14 protein-coding genes, 1 tRNA gene and 8 pseudogenes are annotated in these 22,722 nt (G+C 57.7%); 7 read left to right on the top strand and 16 right to left on the bottom strand.

Annotated features, from left to right (window positions below; all coding sequences use genetic code 11):
- Positions 1–3: 3 nt before the first annotated feature.
- The 3 genes from ACI6S0_RS19285 to ACI6S0_RS19275 form a co-directional block, all read right to left on the bottom strand.
- A complete protein-coding gene (locus ACI6S0_RS19285) occupies positions 4–405 on the bottom strand; it encodes a hypothetical protein (RefSeq protein ID WP_434403995.1) in 402 nt (133 codons plus the stop codon).
- A gap of 68 nt (positions 406–473) precedes the next feature.
- Positions 474–1,196 (bottom strand): hydroxyacylglutathione hydrolase, encoded by a 723-nt coding sequence (gene gloB / locus ACI6S0_RS19280; RefSeq protein WP_434403994.1) that lies wholly within the window; start codon positions 1,194–1,196, stop codon positions 474–476.
- A gap of 4 nt (positions 1,197–1,200) precedes the next feature.
- Complete coding sequence (locus ACI6S0_RS19275) at positions 1,201–1,635, bottom strand: VOC family protein (protein WP_434403993.1); 435 nt, start codon at positions 1,633–1,635, stop codon at positions 1,201–1,203.
- Between the two features lie 101 nt (positions 1,636–1,736).
- Here ACI6S0_RS19275 and ACI6S0_RS19270 point away from each other — a divergent pair.
- Positions 1,737–2,443 (top strand): annotated as a pseudogene (locus tag ACI6S0_RS19270) (SIMPL domain-containing protein).
- A gap of 4 nt (positions 2,444–2,447) precedes the next feature.
- Here the strand turns inward: ACI6S0_RS19270 and ACI6S0_RS19265 are convergent.
- Positions 2,448–3,341: a tetratricopeptide repeat protein gene (locus ACI6S0_RS19265; protein ID WP_136185983.1), complete on the bottom strand. Its 894-nt coding sequence runs from the start codon at positions 3,339–3,341 to the stop codon at positions 2,448–2,450.
- Positions 3,341–4,093, bottom strand: a complete 753-nt coding sequence (locus tag ACI6S0_RS19260) for an alpha/beta fold hydrolase (RefSeq protein ID WP_434403992.1) — start codon at positions 4,091–4,093, stop codon at positions 3,341–3,343. The genes ACI6S0_RS19265 and ACI6S0_RS19260 overlap by 1 nt, the downstream gene beginning before the upstream one ends.
- A 158-nt stretch (positions 4,094–4,251) precedes the next feature.
- Between ACI6S0_RS19260 and ACI6S0_RS19255 the strand changes: the two genes are divergently transcribed.
- Positions 4,252–4,338, top strand: a tRNA-Leu gene (locus ACI6S0_RS19255).
- A 325-nt stretch (positions 4,339–4,663) separates the two neighbouring features.
- Here the strand turns inward: ACI6S0_RS19255 and istB are convergent.
- Together istB and istA are read right to left on the bottom strand one after the other, a co-directional pair.
- Positions 4,664–5,470, bottom strand: coding sequence for an IS21-like element helper ATPase IstB (gene istB / locus ACI6S0_RS19250; RefSeq protein WP_434403989.1), 807 nt, complete (start codon positions 5,468–5,470; stop codon positions 4,664–4,666).
- A pseudogene (istA, locus tag ACI6S0_RS19245) lies at positions 5,460–6,982 on the bottom strand (IS21 family transposase). The gene istB and the pseudogene istA overlap by 11 nt, the downstream one beginning before the upstream one ends.
- 117 nt (positions 6,983–7,099) lie before the next feature.
- Between istA and ACI6S0_RS19240 the strand changes: the two are divergent.
- A pseudogene (locus ACI6S0_RS19240) lies at positions 7,100–7,234 on the top strand (IS3 family transposase); the annotation flags it as partial.
- 213 nt (positions 7,235–7,447) lie between these two features.
- Here the strand turns inward: ACI6S0_RS19240 and ACI6S0_RS19235 are convergent.
- A pseudogene (locus ACI6S0_RS19235) lies at positions 7,448–8,741 on the bottom strand (IS110 family transposase).
- Between the two features lie 153 nt (positions 8,742–8,894).
- On the opposite strand from ACI6S0_RS19235, the pseudogene ACI6S0_RS19230 reads away from it, so the two are divergent.
- Together ACI6S0_RS19230 and ACI6S0_RS19225 are read left to right on the top strand one after the other, a co-directional pair.
- Positions 8,895–9,200, top strand: a pseudogene (locus ACI6S0_RS19230) (integrase core domain-containing protein); the annotation flags it as partial.
- Positions 9,201–9,871: 671 nt separating this feature from the next.
- A protein-coding gene (locus tag ACI6S0_RS19225) for an IS5 family transposase (protein ID WP_434403988.1) occupies positions 9,872–10,632 on the top strand; the annotation gives its coding sequence in 2 pieces (ribosomal slippage) (positions 9,872–10,196 and positions 10,196–10,632; 762 coding nt in all).
- Positions 10,633–10,863: 231 nt separating this feature from the next.
- Here ACI6S0_RS19225 and ACI6S0_RS19220 read toward each other — a convergent pair.
- Both ACI6S0_RS19220 and ACI6S0_RS19215 read right to left on the bottom strand, forming a co-directional pair.
- The gene (locus ACI6S0_RS19220; protein ID WP_434405967.1) at positions 10,864–11,448 is read right to left on the bottom strand and encodes a CmcI family methyltransferase; all 585 of its coding nucleotides are present in this window, start codon (positions 11,446–11,448) and stop codon (positions 10,864–10,866) included.
- Positions 11,449–11,584: 136 nt separating this feature from the next.
- Positions 11,585–12,948, bottom strand: a protein-coding gene (locus tag ACI6S0_RS19215; RefSeq protein ID WP_139278864.1) for an IS3 family transposase whose coding sequence is annotated in 2 segments (ribosomal slippage) — positions 11,585–12,598 and positions 12,601–12,948 — 1,362 coding nt in all. Because the reading frame shifts where the segments join, the coding sequence is not laid out codon by codon here.
- Between the two features lie 115 nt (positions 12,949–13,063).
- Here ACI6S0_RS19215 and ACI6S0_RS19210 point away from each other — a divergent pair.
- Positions 13,064–14,041: pseudogene (locus ACI6S0_RS19210) on the top strand (IS5 family transposase); the annotation flags it as partial.
- A gap of 133 nt (positions 14,042–14,174) precedes the next feature.
- A pseudogene (locus ACI6S0_RS19205) lies at positions 14,175–14,318 on the top strand (IS5/IS1182 family transposase); the annotation flags it as partial.
- 74 nt (positions 14,319–14,392) lie between these two features.
- On the opposite strand, the pseudogene ACI6S0_RS19200 reads toward ACI6S0_RS19205, so the two are convergent.
- From ACI6S0_RS19200 to ACI6S0_RS19175, 6 genes and pseudogenes are all read right to left on the bottom strand, one after another.
- A pseudogene (locus tag ACI6S0_RS19200) lies at positions 14,393–15,381 on the bottom strand (IS5 family transposase); the annotation flags it as partial.
- A 228-nt stretch (positions 15,382–15,609) separates the two neighbouring features.
- Complete coding sequence (locus tag ACI6S0_RS19195) at positions 15,610–17,169, bottom strand: hypothetical protein (protein ID WP_434403987.1); 1,560 nt, start codon at positions 17,167–17,169, stop codon at positions 15,610–15,612.
- Positions 17,170–17,244: 75 nt separating this feature from the next.
- Positions 17,245–19,830, bottom strand: coding sequence for a hypothetical protein (locus tag ACI6S0_RS19190; protein ID WP_434403986.1), 2,586 nt, complete (start codon positions 19,828–19,830; stop codon positions 17,245–17,247).
- Between the two features lie 154 nt (positions 19,831–19,984).
- Positions 19,985–20,632 carry an ABC transporter ATP-binding protein gene (locus tag ACI6S0_RS19185; RefSeq protein ID WP_434403985.1) on the bottom strand — a complete coding sequence of 216 codons (648 nt, stop codon included), beginning with the start codon at positions 20,630–20,632 and terminating at the stop codon, positions 19,985–19,987.
- Entirely contained in the window at positions 20,632–21,429 is a 798-nt protein-coding gene (locus ACI6S0_RS19180) for an ABC transporter permease (RefSeq protein ID WP_434403984.1), read from the bottom strand. Before ACI6S0_RS19180 ends, ACI6S0_RS19185 begins: the two co-directional genes overlap by 1 nt.
- A gap of 2 nt (positions 21,430–21,431) precedes the next feature.
- Positions 21,432–22,595, bottom strand: a complete 1,164-nt coding sequence (locus ACI6S0_RS19175) for a Wzz/FepE/Etk N-terminal domain-containing protein (RefSeq protein ID WP_434403983.1) — start codon at positions 22,593–22,595, stop codon at positions 21,432–21,434.
- Positions 22,596–22,722 lie beyond the last annotated feature (127 nt).

Genomic DNA, 22,722 nt, shown 5'->3' with positions numbered 1-22,722 from the left:
GACCTATTTTGCCGGTGCGCGATAGGGGATGAAATCGCCCAGCGCGCAATTGCCGGTGGCGATGCCGCTGACCAGATCGGCGCTGCTCGTGATGTCGCCCCGGCAATATTGCGAGCCGAAGGTGCGCACGATCATCGTGTCGCCGCGCGCCAGGCCGTTGCAGCTGCCGATCAGTTCATTCTTGTAGATGAGCTTGCGGCTGACCCTGTACAGCAGCGTATTGCCGCTGATGACGGTGAAATTGGTCTGCGGCTCGCGATTGACGCAGGTCAGCTTGTCGCCCGGCACCAGTCCGGCCAGCGCCTTGTCCATCTTGGCCGCCTGCTTCTCGGTCAGCGGTGTGGGCTCATAAGTGCCGCTGCAGGCCGCCAGCGCCAGCGGGGCCAGACATATCCATGCGCGCATCGCCTCTCTCCATCCATGTCCTTGCAAACAGGACGCCATGATAGCGCGGAATCCGTCGAGGACCGCGCCTAAAATGCGTCCTTGCCAGCGCGCCGCTCCGCCAGTTGGGCGACGTCCTGCGCGCGCATGAAGATGTTGGTGTCGCGTTCCAGCGCAATCGTCGTGGGCACTGTCGGCTCGCCATGCGCACGGGTCGCAACGACATCCGCCATGCGCGCCTGAAGCGCGGCATTGTCCGGCTCCACCGTCAGCGCGAAGCGGCCGTTGCTCTCGGTATATTCATGCGCGCAATAGACGATGGTATCGCCCGGCAGCGCCTTGAACCGCTGCATATTGGCGAACATCTGCGCCGCCGTCCCTTCGAACAGGCGGCCGCAGCCCATGGCGAAGAGCGTGTCGCCAACGAAGAGGATCGCATCATCGGCCAGATGATAGGCGATATGGCCGGCAGTATGGGCGGGGACGGCCATCACCATGGCGACATGATCGCCGATGCGGACGCTGTCCCCCTCCCCCACCTGCCGGTCGAGCGTGTCGATCTTCGCCGCTTCGGCCGCCGGGCCGGTGATGATGCAGCCGGTCGCGGCCTTGATGCCGGCATTGCCGCCGACATGATCGGGGTGCCAATGGGTGCTCCAGATCTGGTCGATGGTCCAGCCGCGTTCCGCAGCCGCCGCCAGCACGGGGTCGGCGACCGAGGGGTCGACCGCGACCGTCTGGCCGCTGGCATCATCATGCAGCAGCCAGACATAATTGTCCGAGAGGACGGGGACGCGGACGACCTGCAGCATCGGCTTACCAGGCGCCGATATTGGGCATCGACACCCAGGGTTCGGCCGGGTCGAGCCGGCCATCCTGCAGCAGTTCGACCGAGATATTGTCGGGGGTGCGGATGAAGGCCATGTGGCCATCGCGCGGCGGGCGGTTGATGGTGATGCCGGCGTCCATCAGCCGCTGGCAGGTCTCGTAAATATTATCGACCTGATAGGCGAGGTGACCGAAATTGCGCCCGCCATCATAGATTTCAGCCGGGCTGCCATCTGCCGGCGGCCAGTTGTAGGTCAGTTCCACCTGTGCATCTTCATCGCCCGGTGCGGCGAGATAGACCAGAGTGAAACGACCGGCCTCGCTGTCGAACCGCTTGACCTCCTTGAGACCGAGCAGTTCAAAAAAGGCGATGGTCTTGTCGACGTCCGTGACACGGATCATCGTGTGCAGATATTTGAGCAAGGTTTTCTCCGTTCGTCGCCATCAAGCGACGGTTCATCGGCAGATTGGCAGATATCCCCTAAATAGGACCGGGACCGGCCCGGCGGAAGAGGAAAGCGATCATGGCTCTGGAAATGCGGGACAAGGTGCTTCTGGGTTCGGCGGTGGTACTGGCGATCGGCGTGGTCGCGGGCGGCTATCTGCTGGGTGACGGCCTCAAGCGCGCCAGGGCGGCGGACCGGTCGGTCACGGTGCGGGGCCTGGCCGAGAAGGACGTGACCGCCGACCTTGCCACCTGGTCGATCAGCTATTCGGCGACCGGCACCGACCTGCCGACGGTGCGCGCAGAGATCGACGCCAATACCCGGGAACTGAAGGCCTATTTCGCCAGCCTGGGGTTCAAGCCCGATGCGCTGACCCCGGTTGGCGCGGGCGTGAACCAATATCTCAACAATGGCATCAACAATATCACCATCACCCAGCGGTGCTGCTGCGCACCACCGATATTGCCCGCGCCCAGCGGGCCGTCGCGCAGCAGTTCGACCTGGTCCGGCGCGGCGTGACGCTGCAGGAAGGATCAGGGATGCGCTACAGCTTCACCAGACTCAACGACCTCAAACCCCCGATGGTGGCGGCGGCGACACGCGATGCGCGCGCGGCGGCCGAGCAGTTCGCCAAGGATTCAGGGGCCGGCGTCGGCGGTATCAAGAGCGCGACCCAGGGCTATTTCTCGATCGACCCGCGCGACGGCGAGGGTGGCGACGGATCGAGCGACACGCCCTACAAGAAGGTGCGCGTCGTCACGACCGTGGATTTCTACCTGAAATAGCGGCTCAGTTCGCCGGAGGTGATGCCGGCGCCGGCAGTCGGCCCAGATTGTCGGCCGCTGCCTTGCCGGCCGGCGCATCCGGCGCCAACTTCACCGCCCGCTGCCAGGCCGAGCGGGCGATGTCGGCATGGTCGGTCAGGACGGCGATATTGCCCTCCTCCAGCGCGACCGAGGCATCATCGGGCGACAATTGCACGGCGCGGGCGATATGCGCCTGGGCCAGTGCCAGTTCGCCGGTGCGGCGCGCCAGCGTAGCCGACAGCAGCCAGGCGAGCGGATCCTTGGGCGCCTGGGTCAGAGCAGTGTCGAGCGATCCGCGCGCGCCATCGACATCGCCCAGCGCCACCAGCGCGCGGGCGCGGTCGAGATGCAGTTCGCCCTTTTCCATGCCGTCGGGCAAGCCACGCGCCAGTGCCGCGTCGAAATCCTCCCGCGCCTTCTTCGCGTCGCCGCTGGCAAGGGCGGCATTGCCGGCCTGACCCCAGAGGCGCGCGCTCTGCACGATCTCGCCGCCGCGCTCGGCTTCCTCGGCGGCCTGTTCGAAGGCGACGATCGCCGGCCCCCAGCGTTCGGCCCGCGACAGGGCAAAGCCCATACAGTGGCGGGCGTAGAAGCTGCCGCCGTCGATCCGCCAATTCTGGGCGAAGGTGATTGCCTTGTCCGGCGATTCCAGCGCCTGGTCGAGGCAGGCCTGGAACGGTCCGGCAAATTTGGCCGGGACCGGGATGCGCCCGTCGGCGTCCGGCGCCGAACGGGCGGCCGCGGCCTGCTGCACTGACGCTGCGGAGGCGGCGGCCGCGGCGGCATCCTCCTTCTTCTTGCGGCTGTTGCGCATCACCGCCTCGATCTCGGGATCATAGGCCTGCATGAACATCAGGAGGGGGAGGATGACGGGCATCAGCGATTGTCCAGAAGAGCAGCGACGGTGCGGATCAGCAGGGCGATGTCGCCGTCGCGGGAAAGGCGATGGTCGCCATCCTTAATGAGCAGCGCCTGCACATCGGATGAACGCAGCCGATCGGCCGTGCGCAACGCGATTTCCCAGGGGACATCCGTATCGCACTGGCCCTGGAGCAGCCGGACCGGGCAGTCGATCGCGATTGCATCGTCCAGCAGGCGATGCGCCTGACCGGACTGCCAGAAATCCAGCGTCGTTACATAGGGATGGTCGCCATAGGGCGTGGGTTCCTCGATCCGCCCCTCGGTCGCCAGCAGCGCCTTGTCGGCATCGGTAAAACCCCACTCCGTGAAGTCGGGCGCGGCGGCGATGCCGACCAGTCCCATGATGCGTTCCGGGCGCGCCAGCGCGATCAGCAGCGCCAGCCAGCCGCCCATCGACGATCCGACCAGCAGCAGCGGCCCCTGCGTCAGCCCGTCGATCAGGGCCAGAGCATCGTCACGCCAACTGGCGAGCGTACCATCCTCGAACCGGCCCTCGCTGGCGCCGCAACCGGCATAGTCGAGCCGCAGCATCGCCCTGCCCTGCTCGGCGGCCCAGGCGTCGAGCGCGAGCGCCTTGCTGCCCTCCATGTCGGACATGTAGCCCGGCAGGAAGATGATGGTCGGCCCCTGCCCCGGACGATGGCGATAGGCGAGGCGCAGCCCGTCGGCACGCGCAAGAAATTGGGGGGAAGATTCGGGCGCGTTCAAGTTTCAAAGGCTCCATCGCTGTGGACCGGGGCACGGCATGGCCCCGGATTGCCATGTTTTGACGGCAAAAATAGCCCTTTCCCGTGAAAGTTCAAAAAAAACGCATTGCCGCGTTGACAGGTCTGGAGGCCGCCGTTAGAGGCGCACTCCTACCCCGTGCCCAGATGGCGGAATTGGTAGACGCACCAGCTTCAGGTGCTGGCGATCGCAAGGTCGTGGAGGTTCGAGTCCTCTTCTGGGCACCAGCACTTCTCAAGTGCTTGAAATCTCTCGGGGATCGTCCGAAAAACGGTCCCCAGAGAGCATCTGCTACCCCAAACTGCTACGGGAAAATGGCCCATCATCAGGCCGAAAATCCCGGAAAACCGTGCTTGTTGAGGGCCGTGTTTGCTACGGTAAGCTGCTACGGGATTTGCCCCGTGGCGTGCTTCGACGGGGGCAAAAACTCTACTATCGGCACACCGTCCCGGTGGACGCCCAGCGGCTGCTGAATCGGCTCGAAATCTGGCGCCGTTGATTTCCGCTGAGAAGTGACCCGGGTTTTCCATCGAGAAGTGACCCGTCTGCGGATTATGTTTCGGGTGTCATGGGTGGGTCAACTCGTGGTTTTCTCCTTTGGGTTCTGGCCTGCTTGGCAGAGCTGTTTTTGAAGCGGAAGCTATCGTTGCCGGTCTCCAGGATATGGCAGTGATGGGTAAGCCGATCGAGAAGCGCCGTGGTCATTTTGGCGTCGCCGAACACGGTGGCCCATTCGCTGAAGCTCAGGTTTGTGGTGATGATGACGCTGGTGCGCTCGTAGAGTTTGCTCAGCAGATGGAAGAGCAGCGCGCCACCTGAAGCACTGAACGGCAGATATCCAAGCTCATCCAGGATAACGAGATCGGAGTGCAGGAGGCGATTGGCGATCTGACCGGCCTTGCCCTGTGCTTTTTCCTGCTCGAGCGCATTGACCAGTTCGACCGTCGAGAAGAAGCGGACGCGCTTTCGATGATGTTCGATGGCCTGGATGCCCAGCGCCGTTGCCACATGGCTCTTGCCGGTGCCAGGACCGTCGACCAGCACGATATTGTCGGCGATGTCGATGAAGTCGCAGCGATGCAACTGACGCACCAGAGCTTCATTGACCTCGCTACTGGTAAAGTCGAAGCCGGCCAGATCGCGATAGACAGGGAAGCGCGCGATCTTGAGCTGATAGGCCACAGATCGAACCTCCCGTTCTGCTGTCTCGGCTTTGAGCAACTGGGAGAGGATCGGGATGGCGGCTTCGAACGCTGGAGATCCCTGTTCCATAAGATCGGTGACGGCCTGTGCCATGCCATGCATCTTGAGGCTGCGGAGCATGACGACGATGGCGCCGCTGGCAGGGTCATGACGCATGACGCTTCTCCTTGCGCAGATCATCATAGCGTTCGACATTGGCCATCGGCTCGCTGACCAGCTTGAGCGCCTGGGGCGCCGTCACCGGCGGCGTGGAGATCGGTTTTCCGTCGACCAGCCTATAGAGCAGATTGAGGATATGGGTCTTGGTCGGAACGCCAGCCTCCAGCGCCATGGTGACCGCCGTCAGCACCAGTTGCTCATCATGATGAAGAACCAGCGCCAGTATTTCGACCATTTCCCTGTCGCCGCCGGGATTGCGCAACAGATGTCGCTGCAGACGCTGGAACGCATCGGGTAGCTCAAGGAAGGGCGCTCCGTTGCGCAGGGCGACGGGTTTGCGCTGCACGACCGCCAGATAATGGCGCCAGTCATAAACCGTATGACCTGGACCGTCGTGAGAGCGGTTGATGATGCGCTGATGTGCGCAGATTGGCTGCCCCTCGGCGACGACCTGAAAGCGATCAGGATAGACGCGCAGGCTGACAGTGCGATTGGCGAAAGAGGCCGGTACGCTGTAGCGATTGCGCTCAAAGTGGATGAGGCAGGTCGGCGATACCCGTTTGCGATATTCCACAAAACCATCGAAGGGCCTGCCCGCAACCATCAGACACTCAGATTCATCGGCCCGGGCATTGGCAACCGATCCGGGTTCGATCCCGTGAGGGATGTCCTCCCATAACGCCTTGCAGCGCTCCTCCAGCCACAGGTTCAGCGCATCAAGGCTCTCAGCCTGCGGCGTGGGTTGCCACAGACGGTGCCGCGCATCCTGGACATTCTTCTCGACCTGCCCCTTTTCCCATCCCGCAGCCGGGTTACAGAACTCAGCTTCGAACAGATAGTGGCTGACCATCGTCAGGAAGCGTGCGTTGACGGTGCGTTCCTTGCCACGCCCGACCTTGTCGACGGCCGTGCGCATATTGTCATAGATACCCCGGCGCGGCACGCCGCCCAGCACGCGGAAGGCGTGATTATGGGCGTCGAACAGCATCTCATGGGTTTGCAGAAGGTAGGCGCGCACGATGAATGCCCGGCTGTAACTGAGCTTGAAATGCGCAACCTGCAGCTTGGTCCGAACCCCGGCAATGATTGCCCAGTCCTCACTCCAATCAAACTGGAAAGCTTCCCCGGCGCGAACGACAGGGGCACGAATGTCCCACGCCCGCCAATCTGTTGCTGGCGCCGATAATCTTCGCGCCAGTCGCGAGCAAAAGCGGCAACCCGATTGTAGGATCCTTCATAACCCAGGCTCACCAGATCGGCGTGAAACTGCTTGATCGTGCGCTTCTGCTTGCGCGATCGGCCCATCTCGCGCCGCAGCCAGGCCGCCAGATGCTCAGCAAATGGGTCCAGTTTGCTTGGTCGATCCGGCACCTTGAACCGCGGATCGATCGTCTCGGACCGCAAATATTTGCGGATCGTGTTGCGTGATAGTCCGGTGCGCCGCGCTATCTCCCGGATCGGTAGATGATCGCGAAAATGCCAGCGCCGGATAACGCTCAATAACGCCATGTCCAACACTCCATATACCCTCGCTTGTCAAAGCCAGGGACGAGTTCAACATGGGTCAATTCTCAGTGGAAATTTACGCCCTACCCGGGTCACTTCTCAGCGGAAATCAACACCGTGGCCATCAATGATGATTGCTGCCGGGAGAATCTGTGTCTGGTGGGTGATACCAGCATCTCGAGCGCCTGGGTGGTGCGCGAACTCGACATGCTGGTGCGCCTCCATGGCAAACCGGCCTGCATTGTCAGCGACAACGTCCTGGGTCACGAAGGAAAGCGAGATTTGGTCAACAGATCTCTATGCGCCGGCATTGAGCGGCGAGGCATGCATTCTGAGCCAGATGGCTTCCACCGTCAACGGGATCGCTCCCTGCCATAGCAAACACAGGATCCAGCGGCGCCGAAGCGGCCGTGGTCCTCACCGTCCTTAGAACGAGATACGCACCCAGGTGGAAGGCCCGAACATTATCTACAGGGTCGCTTTCGCGCCCTCACGGCACTTGCAGAGAGGGGTCCTTCCACCTGGCATCCGACCGTTCAAGGAACGGTCGGTACTCTGTCCCCGTCTTGATGACGGCATGGGCAACGCGCGCCATCTTGGCGGTGAGCGCCGTCATCGCCTTGCGGCGACGATCGGCATCATCCGCGTGCCCGGCAGTGTATCGTCCGAGCTTGTCGCGGAAACTGTTGTTGCGCTGACGTGCGGCGACCTGGGCAGCCATCCAAAAGGTCCGCCGCAATCGCGCATTACCGTACTTGGACAGCATCGTGCGGCCTCGGAATGTACCGGACTGCCGGGTCGCAAGATCAAGACCGCAGAACTTCAGGAACTGACGGTGATGGCTGAAGCGGCGTAGATCGCCTGCCTCGGCGAGAATGGTCAACGCATTGATGGGCCCAATGCCGGGGATCATGCGCAGAAGCTGATAATCGCGGTTTTCGGCCAGCATGGCATGCGCCGTTCGCTCGATCTCGTCGCGCTGCCGGATCAGGTTGCGTGCTTGGGCGATCACCATGCGGAACATAGCGATCGAGACGGAATCCTCGTCGACAGGTAGCGCCACGGAGGCGCAGGCGGTCTCGTAGATATCGTTGATCAGCCGGGCTTTGGACACTTTGCGGCCGACCAAGTCCCATGCTTCGCGGGAGAAAGTCTCCTGGCCGAGCACAGTCATGCTGGCTGGAGTCGGGAATCGTTCGAGCAGAGCAAGGAACCAGTCGGATCGGCTGTTGCCAGCGAAGCGTTCAATCTCCGGGAAATAGAGCGGCAGGTAGTGGGTCAGGATGCGATGCCATGTCTGCGTCTTAGCCTTGGAGATCGCCTCGTGCGTTTTCGACATCTCCTGCAGGTCGTTGATCCCGGCGGCGAGCGGATCGACGTATCGCTGGGTGGCGCCAATCCGCAGCATGTGCAGGATCACTTGCGCATCCTTGGAATCGTTCTTGTCCCAGCCATTGTGCAGAGCCTCGCGCGTTCGAGCCAAGGCAACGGACGAGATCAAGCGCAACTCGAAGCCGGCGGACAGCAGGCGATGCGCCAGCGTGCGATGGTAGTTACCAGTAGCCTCGAAGCCGACGATGATCGGACGCCCGATGTCGCTAAGATCCGTGGCCAGGCGATCATAATCTGCCTTTGTCGCCATCACCGTCATGCGACGTCGGGGTCCGCCTTCTGGACGTTCGATCAGGACCTCCTGGCGGTGTTTGGACATATCGATGGCTACCAGCACGGCGTCGGTGGGATTAGAGCTACGCTTGGTCATGGTCGGTCTGTCTCCAAAGGGTTGAGTCGACAACTTCACTTTAGAGACCTGCGGGCCGATCATGACCGCCTTGATGAAGCCTGCGGGCGCTACGCGCCCTTGCCTTCATCAAGGCAGTGCGCCCCTTCGAGGGGCCGCTTCCCAATGTGCTATGGCACCGAATTCACCAGTCGGGCGATCCTGGAATGGGCGGGCAAGAACCGGGTCGAATGGCATTACATCGATCCCGGCAAGCCTCAGCAGAACGGGTTCATCGAGTCCTTCAACGGCTCGCTGCGCGATGAGCTGCTCAATGAGGAACTGTTCGACAGCCTGGCCGATGCCCGCCGGAAGCTGGCGATCTGCCGCTACGACTACAACAATGTCCGGCCCCACTCATCTTTGGGAAACCGGACGCCTGCACAAACGCGTCGAGCCTTCGTGCAGGACGAGACCATCATGCCCGACGCGCTTGTGCAGGCGTCCGGGCCGTCTATTCAACCCCAAGACTCTCGTTATGACCGAGGGACTGCCGGGGGCAGGTCACTCCCTGCAAGACATTTGCGGGTGCAATTTCCAAAACCGCCGCCGGGGGGGGGGGGGATCAACTGCCTTGATCCGGCCGGATTTGGCACGGTGACTATAACGAAGGCCATCACCATCTATTGCCCGGGTGCCAGCAATGGCGGCATCACTAACCCTGGCACAACTGGTATCATCGTCAATGCAGGCGCGAGCGACGATGTGATTGCAGTTGGCCTTGATATTGAAGGCAGTGTTTCAGGCATAAGTGGCATTCGCTTCCTGGCGGGGGGCTCCCTGAATGTGCAGGATGTTTCAATTCGTAATCAGAATAATAACGGTATTGGTTTCGCGCCTAGCACATCGGCTTTTCTGTCTGTGATAAACTCATCAATCATCAGCACAGGAATAATTGGGGCCACTAGGCTCAGGACCCATTAATTGCGGTTCAGATGCGAATGCTTGGGATGCTTGGCGTGTAGGGCATTGGCCATGTTTCTGTTTGATGGGCGAGTGTCGGATAGGCTTTGCACCGGGGATGTATAATAATCGCCAGTGACGTGATGTGTTAGAATGGCTGATTGATCTGAGAGGCGTGATCTGATTCAGACTCCGTAAGGAGATCGAATGTGAGCGACCTATACTGGCTGACGGATGAGCAGATGGCACGTCTTGAGTCCTATTTTCCAAAAAGCCATGGCAAGCCCCGCGTTGATGATCGACGGGTGTTGAGCGGCATCATCTTCGTAAATCGGAATGGGTTGCGCTGGCGGGATGCTCCCCAAGCCTATGGGCCGCACAAGACGCTTTACAACCGCTGGAAGCGGTGGGGTGACAAGGGCGTTTTCCTTCGGATGATGGAAGGTCTGGCAGCGCCTCAGGCTGCGGAGCGCAAGACGGTCATGATCGACGCGACCTATCTCAAGGCCCACCGTACGGCATCGAGCCTTGCGGTAAAAAAGGGGGCGCGGGACGCCTGATCGGACGCACGAAAGGCGGCATGAACACCAAGCTTCATGCCGTTACCGATGCGAACGGCCGCCCAATCAGTTTCTTCATGACCGCAGGGCAGGTCAGCGATTACATCGGTGCCGCCGCCCTGCTGGACGAACTCCCCAAAGCCCAATGGCTGCTCGCCGATCGTGGCTATGATGCCGACTGGTTCCGCGATGCTTTGCAGGAAAAGGGCATCACCCCCTGCATCCCGGGTCGCAAATCCCGCAACAAGGCCGTCAAACACGACAAGCGCCGCTACAAACGGCGCAACCGCATCGAGATCATGTTCGGGCGTCTCAAGGACTGGCGACGGGTCGCGACACGCTATGACCGGTGCCCCAATGCCTTCTTCTCGGCCATCGCCCTCGCTGCCACCGTCATCTTCTGCCTCTGATCAACGAGTCCTGACCCTAGCAAGTTTTGGAACAAGCGCTGGTCTATTGGTTAGAAATTCATCCATATATGGTAATGGAGGTGGTGTTTCACCGTTATCCGGTTCCGCCATTGTTTCATACGGAAACAATAGGATGAATGGCAATAATGGTAATGATGGCGCGTTTACGTCTATTATCGGACTTAAATAATCGGATAGACCCCGGTTCACCATGAATGGTGGGCCGGGTATCTATTTTCGGCGCAACCATCCATTCGGGTTATAGGTCGCGTTGGTCCCGTAAAAATCACAGAGCTCTGTATCGACACTATAATGTGTCCCCTCCTTCGCCAGAAAATCGGCGACTGCGCGGTTGGGTCCATTTTGATATTGGCGATAATTTTCACCGCTCAAATGTTCGACTATGCCGTCTTCCACGACGATATAATCACCAACATCAAGGCGGTTATGGAAAAATTCCAGCGTCGCCATGGAATGATGGTAAAAGTGGCTGCTGTCCTCCACTACAAGCCAAGGACGGGGCAGTGTGGCTAATAGTGTATCCGGCAAACTATTGCCCAATGCTGCCGCATCGCCTTGGATCACCATGATTCTGGGGTCTGCAAAATCGACTTCGGGCGCGATGTCGAGCGCAATGACATGCGGATGCTCGATGCCATGACAGCGCATCATGTCCGCAAACCACAACGCAGAACCACCGAATCGACAGCAAATTTCTATGACTGTTTTTGGCTTTAGTCGCGATAATAGTTGAAGATATAAGCCAATATCAAATGGATTTTTGAGGAATCTTACACCGCGATAGACAGTCTGCATCACGCCATGTTGCATTCGATCAAGAATATGCGTGGATATGCTTGTATCGAAGCTGCGCAAATTGTCCGTCGTCGAAACATTTGGCACAGATGGGATCGTGGATTAGCGGAGAGCGGGCCTCGTCTGGGGCTTGATGTTAGGCGGCGAGCTTGCGGTGAAGCAAGCGGCGATGTTCGATGGTCTTTCGCTTGATGGTTTCGCGGCGCCTGATGATGGCGGGAGCCCTGCCGAAGTAGGCGTCTGCCGGGGTCACGTTGCTCAGGCTCTCGTGGTAGCGCTGGTGATTGTAGTGCTCCACGAACGCCTCGATCTGGGCCTCGAGGTCGCCGGGCAGGAAGTAATTCTCCAGCAGGATGCGGTTCTTCAAGGTCTGGTGCCAGCGCTCAATCTTGCCCTGAGTTTGCGGATGCAACGGGGCTCCGCGAACGTGGCTCATCTGCTGGGCCTCGATGTACTCGGCGAGTTCGCCCGCGATGTAGCCGGGGCCGTTGTCCGATAACAGCCGGGGCTTGTGCAGCACCGTGGCACTATCGCAACCCGAGGCCTTGAGAGCGAGGTCGAGCGTGTCGGTGACGTCCTCGGCGCGCATGTTGGTGCACAGCTTCCAGGCGATGATGTAGCGCGAATAGTCGTCGAGCACGGTCGAAAGGTACATCCAGCCCCACCCGATGATCTTGAAGTAGGTGAAGTCTGTCTGCCACATCTCGTTCGGCCGGGTGGTCTTCGTGTGGAACTGGTCGGCGGCCTTGATCACGGTATAGGCCGGACTGGTGATCAGGTCGTGCGCCTTCAACAGGCGGTAAACCGTGGCCTCCGACACGAAGTAGCGCTTCTCGTCGGTGAAGCGCACGGCCAGTTCGCGGGGGGAGAGTTCGGTCGCATCAAGCGCCATCTCGACGATCTGCTCGCGGACATCCTCGGAAATGCGGTTCCACACCCGGCCTGGCGCACAGGGGCGATCCTCCAGCGATTCGGGGCCGCCTTCGAGGAAGCGATCATACCAGCGGTAGAACGTCCGGCGGGGAATGCCGAGCTTATCCAGCGTGTGCTTGGCGGGCAGGTGCGACTGCTCGACGATCCTGATGATCTCCAGCTTTTCTGCGGCAGGGTACCTCATTCGTCGTCGCCCCCATCCGCGATCATGCTTTTTTTGAGCAGACGGTTTTCCAGCGTCAGATCGGCCACGCATTCCTTGAGGGCACGGGCTTCGCGGCGCAGGTCCTGAACCTCGCCCGTTGTCGCACTGCGGGCGGTGTCACCGGCAAGACGGCGCTTGCCGGCTTCCATGAACTCCTTCGACCAGGTGTAGTAGAGGCTCTGGGCAATGCCTTCACGCCGGCACAGTTCGGCGATGCTGTCCTCGCCGCGCAATCCGTCGAGCACGATGCGGATCTTGTCTTCGGCCGAGAAATGCCGCCGCGTCTGTCGGCGAATATCCTTCACCACGGCTTCGGCAGAGGCCTTCGTCGGCGATTTTCGCAAGGAGGGTTTGGGCTTCATCTGCGTTCCTTCGTCACTACGACGAAGCCCAAACCCTCCTTAAATCTCAACCCATAATCTGTGCCATGGGTGCTGACGCCGGACAATGCTGGAACGGACGGTAGATTTTGAGTATTTTCGGGACTGGCTGGTCGAGGGGCTGGGTTATAGCGATGGGGGCAAGGGTGGTCGTCCGCCGTTCGATCCAGTGCTGATGTTCAAGATCCTGGTTCTACAGGCGTTGTATTCGCTGTCCGACGAAGCGACCGAGTTCCAGATCAAGGACCGGCTATCGTTCCAGCGTTTCCTGGGCGTGGGGCTGGAAGGCACCGTGCCCGATGCCACCACGGTTTGGCTGTTCCGCGAACGGCTTGTGAAGGCCAAGGCGATCGACCGGCTATTCGCGCGCTTCGATGCCGCGCTCAAGGACCGGGGATATCTGGCCATGGGCGGTCAGATCATTGATGCCACCGTCGTGCCCGCGCCCAAGCAGCGCAACACCCAGGAGGAGAAAACGGCGATCAAGGAAGGCCGCATCCCCAAGGACTGGACGCCGGCCAGGGTTCGGCAGAAAGACCGCGATGCGCGCTGGTCGATCAAATATACCAAGGCCAAGGCCCAGGAAGGCGCCGATCCCAGGGCGACAAAACCGGTCGATCTGGCCATTCCGATGTTCGGCTATAAAAATCATATCGGCATAGATCGGACTCACGGCCTGATCCGCACCTGGGATGCGAGCGCCGCCAATGCCCATGATGGGGCGCGACTGCCCGATCTGATCAGCAAGGAGAACACCGCCTCGGGCGTTTGGGCCGATACCGCCTATCGATCGAAGAAGAACGAGGCATTCCTCGCGAGGGGCATGTTCACCAGCAATATCCACCAGAAGCGCTTGCCTAGGCGGCCGCTGCCTGAACGGATAGCCAGAGCCAATGCAAGGCGCTCAAAGGTACGCGCCGCCGTTGAGCATGTCTTTGCCGGACAGAAACACCGCATAAGCCTCGTCATCCGTACCATCGGCATCGCTCGTGCCAGGATCAAGATCGGCATGGCCAACCTGGTCTATAACTTCCAGCGCCTTGCATGGCTCGAGGGCAGAACTACGCCTGCATGACATGGAATTGGCGTCCCGAACTCGGCCGATACCGCGATCACGCCGCCAATGCAGCCGAAACGCCGCCTTTCATCAGCGCCGCGTGCCCCTTCCTACGCCATCAGACCAAAATCACCCGGTTATTCGAGGTGTCCATGTGTTCGACGATCAGAAATCCCGCATGGGCCTGTTCGTGCGCACTGTTGGCTTCAAGAGGGCAGAAATGAAGATCGGCTTGGCAAACCTCGTCTACAATATCAGGCGCTTCCTGTATCTCGAACGCATCAACGCCACCTGACACTGGCCAGTGAAGGTCCGATCTCCCTTCGGACGGCAGAGACACCGCGAATCGCGGGATCAAATCACGCCCTGCCGGGAATGATCAGCCCGAAATGCCCTCAAAACACAGTTCTTCGATCCCTCCACATGTTCGACACGGGATCGGATTACGGATTTTCCGGCGTTGGACCGCCGGGTACGGGTGGGCATGTCGCGATGCGGTGGCTTCTTGTGATGGACCTTCGATACGAAGCCATGGCGCTCCATGAAGCCCTCATTCGCCCCTGAACGATAGGCCGTGTCGGCCTAGACACTGGAGCCGGTGTTGCTGCGATCGAGCAGCCCCTCTCGCAGGCGGGCGCCGTCATGCGCACTGGCGTCGGTCGCTTTCCAGCGTCTGATCAGTCGGAAGCGACAGTCGATGGATATGTGGTTCTTGTACCCGAATGCCGGGATCGCGAGGTCCATCGCCGGCATCGAGCCATCGTCTCTGGGCTTCGCCTTCGTGAACTTGAGCGTCCAGCGCGCATCGCGGTCCTTGCGGCTGAGTTTGGCGGGCTTGTCCTTCCAGTGCTCCGGGATACGCCCGGCCTTGATCTCCGCCTTCTCGGCCGCCGTGTTGCGCTGACGCGGAGCCGCGACGAGCGAAGCATCGAGGATCTGCCCGGACATGGCGATATAGCCCGCGCCCCGCAGCATCGCATCGAACCGGCGAACAGGGTGGCGATGGCACCGGCTTTGGTGAGCCGCTCCCGAAAGAGCCAGATCGTCTTGGCGTCGGGAACACGATCCGAAAGGCCCAGGCCGAGGAAGCGCATGAACGAAAGCCGATCGTTGATCAGATACTCAGTTCGCTCATCTGACAAGGTGTTGATCGTCTGGATTACCAGGATCTTGAACATCAGAACCGGATCGATCGGCGGGCGGCCACCCTTGGTCCCATCCGAATAGGCCACCGTCCGCTCCAGATCAGGCCGGAACTGCTCAAAATCCACTGCCCGAGAAAAGGCCTCCAACTGATCCCCCAGATCGCTCAGCCGGGAAAAACGTTCCTCAACATCGAAAAATCCCCGCTGATCCACCCTACGTTCCTCGCTCACATTACGAGAAAAACAGAATCATATCCGCACCCTCAGCGCCAGAGGTTCTTCGAACCGTCCGTCTCCTGCCGTTGCATCAGCAGGGCGTTCTTCTCGGCCTCGCTCAGCCCTATGCGCGGTGGGATCGCCATGCTCAGGATGAATCAGAATGCCCTTCAGGCCGCACCCCTTTTCTGCCAACCCAGTGAGTAGTTTCACTTGGCCTTGAGGTCAGGGTGTGTCGGCGAATGGTTTGTCATATGTGCCTGCGGCCGTCAGCACGCCTGGCGAAGCAAGCGACTGATAGGAACGGGGGCCGATCGTTCGCAATGTGACGCTGCGGTCGAAAATCTTTGCGGATTGCGATGTTGACGCTTTTACATCGATGGGCAAAAATATGTTGTCATAGGTCGTGTCACTCAGAACATTCAACGCATTGACCACTTGCAAACCGATGCTGGTAGGGGTTCCACCCTGCACATAGCCTGGTCTGAAATTTATCCTGGCTGCTGCGCCGTCGATGCGACAGGCCGGCATGTTCTTTCGTGAACCGTCATTGCGGCCATAAATATCCAGGATACCGCCTGTTATTGACAAAATGACACGCGCATCTGTGTGTATATCACACCAGGATCCCGCAGCGAAGATACCATGAAAGCCGGTGATGGATATCATATGTGTACCCTGGCCACCGAAATCGAAAGCGGGCAGCGCTTGGCCAAGGTCGCGTGAAGTGAGAATATAGCCATTTCCGCCCGACATGGATAATATGATGCCGCCATCGCCGTGGGTGCGCACGATCTGCGCTATCTGGTCATAGCGTTCGTTGCTCATGGTGCCGACATTATACAGGCCGCGCACAATATCTATGGCGCGGGCATAGCCGAAGTTGAAATTATCACTGGGAGCCCAGCCATCTATGCTGCCTGGTCCGCCATCTGGTCTGTTTTTAACATCGATCAGGCGAATGGTGCCATTTTTGGCGGTCCACGCGGCGAGCATGGCTTTGTTGGCAAAAACCGCAGCGCGCTGGTAGACACCAGGGCTATAGATGTTGCCGCGTTCAAATATCGTTTCGGGCGCTATTCCGTGCAAATCATAGACAATATGGACTGCATATATTCGATTGTCTGTTATGCGACCGTCACCGATAACGCTGGAAGGGCCAGTGCTGAAGAAATCAAAGGCGTTGACGACGACCGATCCTTTGATTGTCCAATCTGCACTTTCCTTTAAGATCTTGATCATCGGCGGTCGAACCACCGGTGTCAGCCCTGTACCGGTCTGGCGGGGATCGTATAAAACCACATCTTCCAGAATCCAGCCGCTTCCACTAGGCGCGAACAACGATTCCTGGTTTGAATCATGAGCCAGTACATGGCCCCAGGTGGCAGGAATGTCAGAATTGCGTGTATAAGGAGCGATGGGGCCGCGAATGGTTACTCCACTATTGTCAAGGCTGCCAGTGATACGGAAACACCCTTCCCCACCGATGGCGCGCTTGGTCTTGCGGGCCTGAGCGATGGCGTCGCGATAGGCTTGAGTATCATCTGCTACACAGTCACCCACGGCCCCGAACATGTGAGGGTCGACCGTATCTGCGCTACGGTAAGTGCCACTCGCGTCTATGCACCCGATCGATACGCTGCCAGATGTCGCACCGTCCTGGACATAGACGGTACGACAGCCTTTTTCCTGACTGATCGCCACTTTCTGACGGCCCTGCTGCGCACTTGCGGAAGCAGAGCCCTGCAAAAACAGGCAAAGCAGAATTAGCAACGGCTTCATCATGGCAACATATCGCGAAGCCAGACGGGGGTACAAGCCGGCGCGGCAGAGGCTGGACGATTTCTCAATTGCAGCTGTTTACCACGACCGATTTTCATTGATGCCATGGCGCATATAGTGGACGAGTGGATCCATCCCTGATTCCAGCACATCAGGGAAACGTGCAAGATATGCTGCTCCGTTGAACAGTCCGTCCTTTTCCACCATGCGCCTTTCCCGCTTCTGTCGCTGCTTTGCAGGCAAAAATATCCACCACATCGGTCTGTGTTTCAGCTTTAGGCTGACCTTGCGAAGCCATTCCGTGCGATCATTGGAAGATTCCACCAAATGGCGTTGATGCTCAACGTCCATTTCAGTTCTATTCAATTTTTCCAATAAGATTTCATTATCCCTTTTTAATTGAGATAATGCACCATTATCCTGATTTCTATCGGATATAATTTGTTGAATTTTATGATTTACATTGTCTATTATATTTGATTTCATATCTATGATGATATTGAGCCTTTCAATCTGGCTCTCTGCCGCGCCGCGTTCCTGGGCGTTGGCTTTTATAATCGCTTCCAGAACACTCATTTTATGAGAAATAATGGAAACATCATTATTCTTTTCGTTCAGTAATAATTTAAGGCCGTAAATTTCTTCTTTGGATTCAATAATATCGTTCAGATATTTATCGACTCCAGCTTCTAGATCGCGCTTCTGTTGCTCAAGATAAACGACTTTACGCTGCTCATCACTGACAGCCGATTGTAACTGCGCTTCATGCAGGCGATGCGCATCGACCTCTGCCCAGGCCTGGGCAGCCTCCTCCTGCCGCTGGATCAAGGCGCTTTCGAACATGCTGATGCGTCCACGCAACTGCTGTTCCAACCTGCGCTGGCTTTCCTCCTGTTGCAGGGCTAGTTCATATTGGCGTTCCAGATCAGCCCGGATGGCTTGCATTGCGGCATTGGCCTGATCTGCCTCGTGCTGCGTGTCTTTGCAGGTTTTGTCTAGCGCACTTAATCGATCGCCAAATTGTTTTTCGATTTCGCGCTTTTGATCTTCCTGCACTATTGCCTGTATCGCGGCGGCTTCACGTTCTCGCTCCAGATCGGCCCTGATGGCTTCCAGCGCGGCGTTCGCCTCATCTGCTTCGCGTTGTTTGTCCTGATATACACTGTCGAGTGCATTGAGCCGATCAGCAAATTGCTTTTCGATTTCGCGCTTCTGCTTTTCATGCTCGGCTGCCTGTGTCGCGGCGGCTTCGCGCTCGTGCTCCAGATCAGCCCTGATGGCTTCCATTGCGGTATTGGCCTGATCTGCCTCGCGCTGCTTGTCCTGATATGCGCTGTCCAGTGCACTCAGTTGATCGCCAAACTGTTTTTCGATTTCGTGCTTCTGTTCGGCGGCTTGTGCCGCGGCGACTTCGCGTTCGCGCTCCAGATCGGCCTTGATTGCATCCAGCGCAGAATGAAGCTGATCGACTTCTCGCTGTTTTTCCTCACGTTCGGCGACCGCCTGTGTGCCAGCGTTGCGCTCACCTTCCAAAAGGGCCAGGGTTTCGACCAGCGCGGCTTGGGCCTGGTCTGTTTCGCGCTGCTTGTCTTGACATGCTCTGTCCAGCGTGTCCAATTGACTGAACAGCAATTCCGCTTCGCGCTGCTTTTCGTCTTTTTCAAGTGCCAGCGCATGTGCCGTTTCCACAGAAGAATCTGCTTCAAGGCGAGTTTTAGACAGCCTGTCTTCGAGTTCCGCTACGTGGCTCCGGATATCTGTCAGTTCACGCCGGGCGATGCTTTCCGAACCATGACCATGCCCCAGTCCCACGCCTTTCGTGAGAAGTTGAGCAAAGGATGGGGAGGCGGCATTGAAGGCTAAAAGAATTTCATCCAATCTGCCGTAATCTTCTTGGTTTTCTCCTGCCTCGCTCCAGCGCAGCATGATGGCGAATACATCACGCACCCAGATCGGCATGGCGGTGGAGAGAGCTTCTTCATGTGAAAAATTTTCATGTTTTGCATCTTTAAGAAGAAATTTTGCAATCTCGCTTTCGGCTAATACAGACCTTCTGGGGAATGTTACATGCGTATTTTGCTCAATGATGCTAACCACTTTGGTCCAGTCATTGAGCAATTGTGCGAAATTCATGAAGCAACGCGCCGTGTTTCGGGTCGCGACTTCTGCTTCCAGGACATGGCGCAGCCACAGAAGCAATCCCAGGCCCGTTTCCGATCCGTCGCGCGCAGAAAGAGATGCGCTGACTTCCAGCGGATTGCGCTGGGGAAGAATGATGGCTGGTCGAATGTTGAGATGTTCAAGGACTGCCAGCCAGAATGGGGCCAGCCTGCACATGCGAGGGTCTTTCAGGACGAATAATGGGGATCGCCCATATTCGCTTTGAATCAGCTTGCACGCTCGTTCGAAGAAATCCTGATACGCTGCCGACCGTTCCCAGGACGACGTCAGCGGCAGCCAGTCATTCCAGCGGCTTCCTGCTGAGAACAGTATTTCGTCGTTGAAATTGGCTATGACCTGGGATTCCCAATGACCATTTTCATTTCCCTCGCCGGCAACCATCAGATTGTTTGGGAGATCCGCGCCGAGCAGATTCACTACCTTGGTTAACGCGCTCGTGCCAGACCTGTGCATACCCAGTATGATGACGGCATATCGCATCATGGTATCTGGAGTGCTGCCGGTTGTGTGTCGCGAATAATTTCGTGGGGCCAAGGTAATATCCCGTTCCTGTATTGATAAGAAATTAATCAACGAACATGACGAAATAATTCATTGAATATTTCAATTAATTAATGTGAATAACATTTATAAGATTCTATAGGTTCTCATAAATGCTAATCGCCTCTCCCACATCTTGAAAAACCGTTGCATTTCCATCGGCTATAACTATAGCTCTATTACAGAAATCACGTACGATCTCCGTGCTGTGTGATGCTAAAATCATAGAGCGGTCAGCACGTTTTTCAAAAAGTTCATACTGGCATTTCTTCTGAAAATTCTGGTCTCCAACCAAAATCACTTCATCTATAAGATAGCAGTCAAATTCTATTGCCAGAGAAAGGGCAAAGGCAAGACGGGCGCGCATACCCGAAGAATAGGTCTTGACCGGCATTCTTAGCTGACGGCCCAGTTCGCTGAACTCCTCGACAAAATTCTTCAGATCAGCATAATCCCGATTATATATACGGGCGATGAAACGGGCATTATCATATCCGGTCAGGCTGCCTTGAAAGCCGCCGGCGAAGCCCAGCGGCCATGACACTGACATATGCCGTTCGATTTTGCCGGAGTTGGGCATTTCAACGCCGCCGATCAATTTGATCAATGTGCTTTTGCCTGCTCCATTCCGTCCAAGAAGCGCGATACGCTCTCCGGGGTGGATGACGAAATTCACATCGCGCAGAACCGTCTTGTGATTGGAGCCGTGCTTGTATGACTTATGGATGTTCTTGCAGATAATCATTATTCGACAGTCAATGTTTTTCGCAGACGGCGACACAGTATCAGGCCAATCGATGACGCGACAATAGTGCAGGCGATAGGATTCCATATGTTGTAATAGGCGGTAATCTGATCCCCCCAGACACCTTTGCGCATCAATTCCATGGCATTCACAAATGGAGACCACATCAGATATTCTCGCATCGTCGGCGTAAGCCAGGCATTCATCGTGAACAGTCCAGAAAAAGGCAGCATGACATAGGTTGTCACAGGTATGAACTTTTCAAGAACTTCTGACATTTCGGAAAGCGGGGCAATGATCAGGCAGACCGAGAATGTGAACAACGAATAAAGCAGCCATCCAGCGATCAGCAGGCCAATATTGTCCGGTATGGGAAATGCATCCGCCAGGATCAATATGATAGCAATGAACAGATAGGCCATCATACCCCCGATGATCTCGATCAGGCATCGCACCGATATGAAATCCAGTATCTTGATCTGCCGATGATACATCAGGCTGCCATTGGCGATGAAAATGCTGACGCTGCGGGATATGCAATGGCGAAATAGTGTGATCGGAATATATCCCGTCACGACGAACGCAACGATGCTTATGCCATGTTCCGTTGGGCCATGGGTCAACCGCCAGATCATTGCGACCAGGCTCGCGAAGAGTAAAGGTTCGACCATGATCCACAGGAAACCGATATTTTCCCGACCGAAACGGGTGGTCAGTTCACGGATCATCAGCGCGTGAATGACCCGCACCTGAACGGTCCAGCCATTTCGCAATTTTCGTAAATGCGCGCCAATCATGATCAATCTTCCGGCGCGTGTTCGAGAACGCCGACCATGAACATCCAGGCGATGAAATAGAAGCAGGTGGCGGCCGCAAAGACGATCAGGATGTTGAGAAAGCGTTTGGGCAGCAATGGTGTGTCGGGGACGTTGGGGTCGACAACGCGCTCCAGATAGTATTGTTGACGTTGGGCTTCGGACCGCGCTTGAACGAGCGCGGCGTTGGCGGCGGTCAGGCTCTGGGTAGAAAATTCTTGCTCCACCAGCAGATTTTCATAGCCGCCCAGCTTCGATGCAATGCCACCGCCATCGCCTACAACCCTGTTGTCCTGTGTCTCGATCTGGGTCGAAATGGCATTGATCCGGTTGCGCAGTGCGGGGATCGAAGGATTGCCTGGCGTCAGCTTTTGCATCAAGTCCAGCTGTGCCTGCAGCGCAGCACGCTCGCCTACCATGGTGTTGGCGATTTCCAACACGCCCACGGCTTGCTTGCTGGGGTCTATCAACGCCTGAGCATTGCGATATTGTGCAAGCGCGATACGTGCCGACTTGGCGCGCGTGGTGGCAAGATCTACCTGCTTCTGCGCTTCTATAATTGCTTTGCTATGAGCGCGGCTGTTTAGGCGATTGACCAGATTTTCGCTTTGTTCAAGCAACTGACGGTTGATGAGGTAGGCGTCCTGGGGCGTATAGGCTTTGACCTTGATAACCGCCGTTCCGGCTTCCGTGTCCATATGGGCATCAACCATCCCGCTATAATATTTATAAAGGGATTCGAAGCCGTTATCCGCAAAAGGCTGCGGGAAGCGATTGAGGAAATCGGCCTGTGGGGAAGCGAACCGATCACGGATGTTCACGTCTTTTTCCAGCGCTTTCAGCGCATCGCGTGAACGCACATAGGTCAGAACCTCATTGGTCTGCTCCTGCCCACCTGACAGGCCTGTGGTTTGCACCAGGTTGGCTAGTGTTGAAATCTGTCCCTGCTTTTGCTCCGGGTTTTTTATGACAAACCGAGCTTCGGAGATATAGATGTCGGCTGCGATCATTCCGTAATAGATCGCAGCGAGCAGGGTTGGCAGGGCTACCAGCAGCAGGAACCAGCGCCGCTTTTTCACCCATTTCACAAGAGCGTTGTGCTGGGTCGAGGCTTCGCCGTCGATGGGGAACGAGGTATTGACGTTCATATATATGTGCAGTGCCTTAAGGAAACTGAGCAGCCCTGCGCTAAGGCAACATCGGCTTTCACGCAAGGCAAAGCAGAAGTTCGCCATCTTGCTGCGAGGAACTATTGTTCATTCTCTGATCGCGATG

The organism is Sphingobium sp. DN12 (assembly GCF_051058005.1).
Taxonomy (GTDB): domain Bacteria; phylum Pseudomonadota; class Alphaproteobacteria; order Sphingomonadales; family Sphingomonadaceae; genus Sphingobium; species Sphingobium yanoikuyae.
The sequence above is the reverse complement of the archived record's forward strand: the minus strand, read 5'-3'. Positions and strand labels throughout refer to the sequence as shown.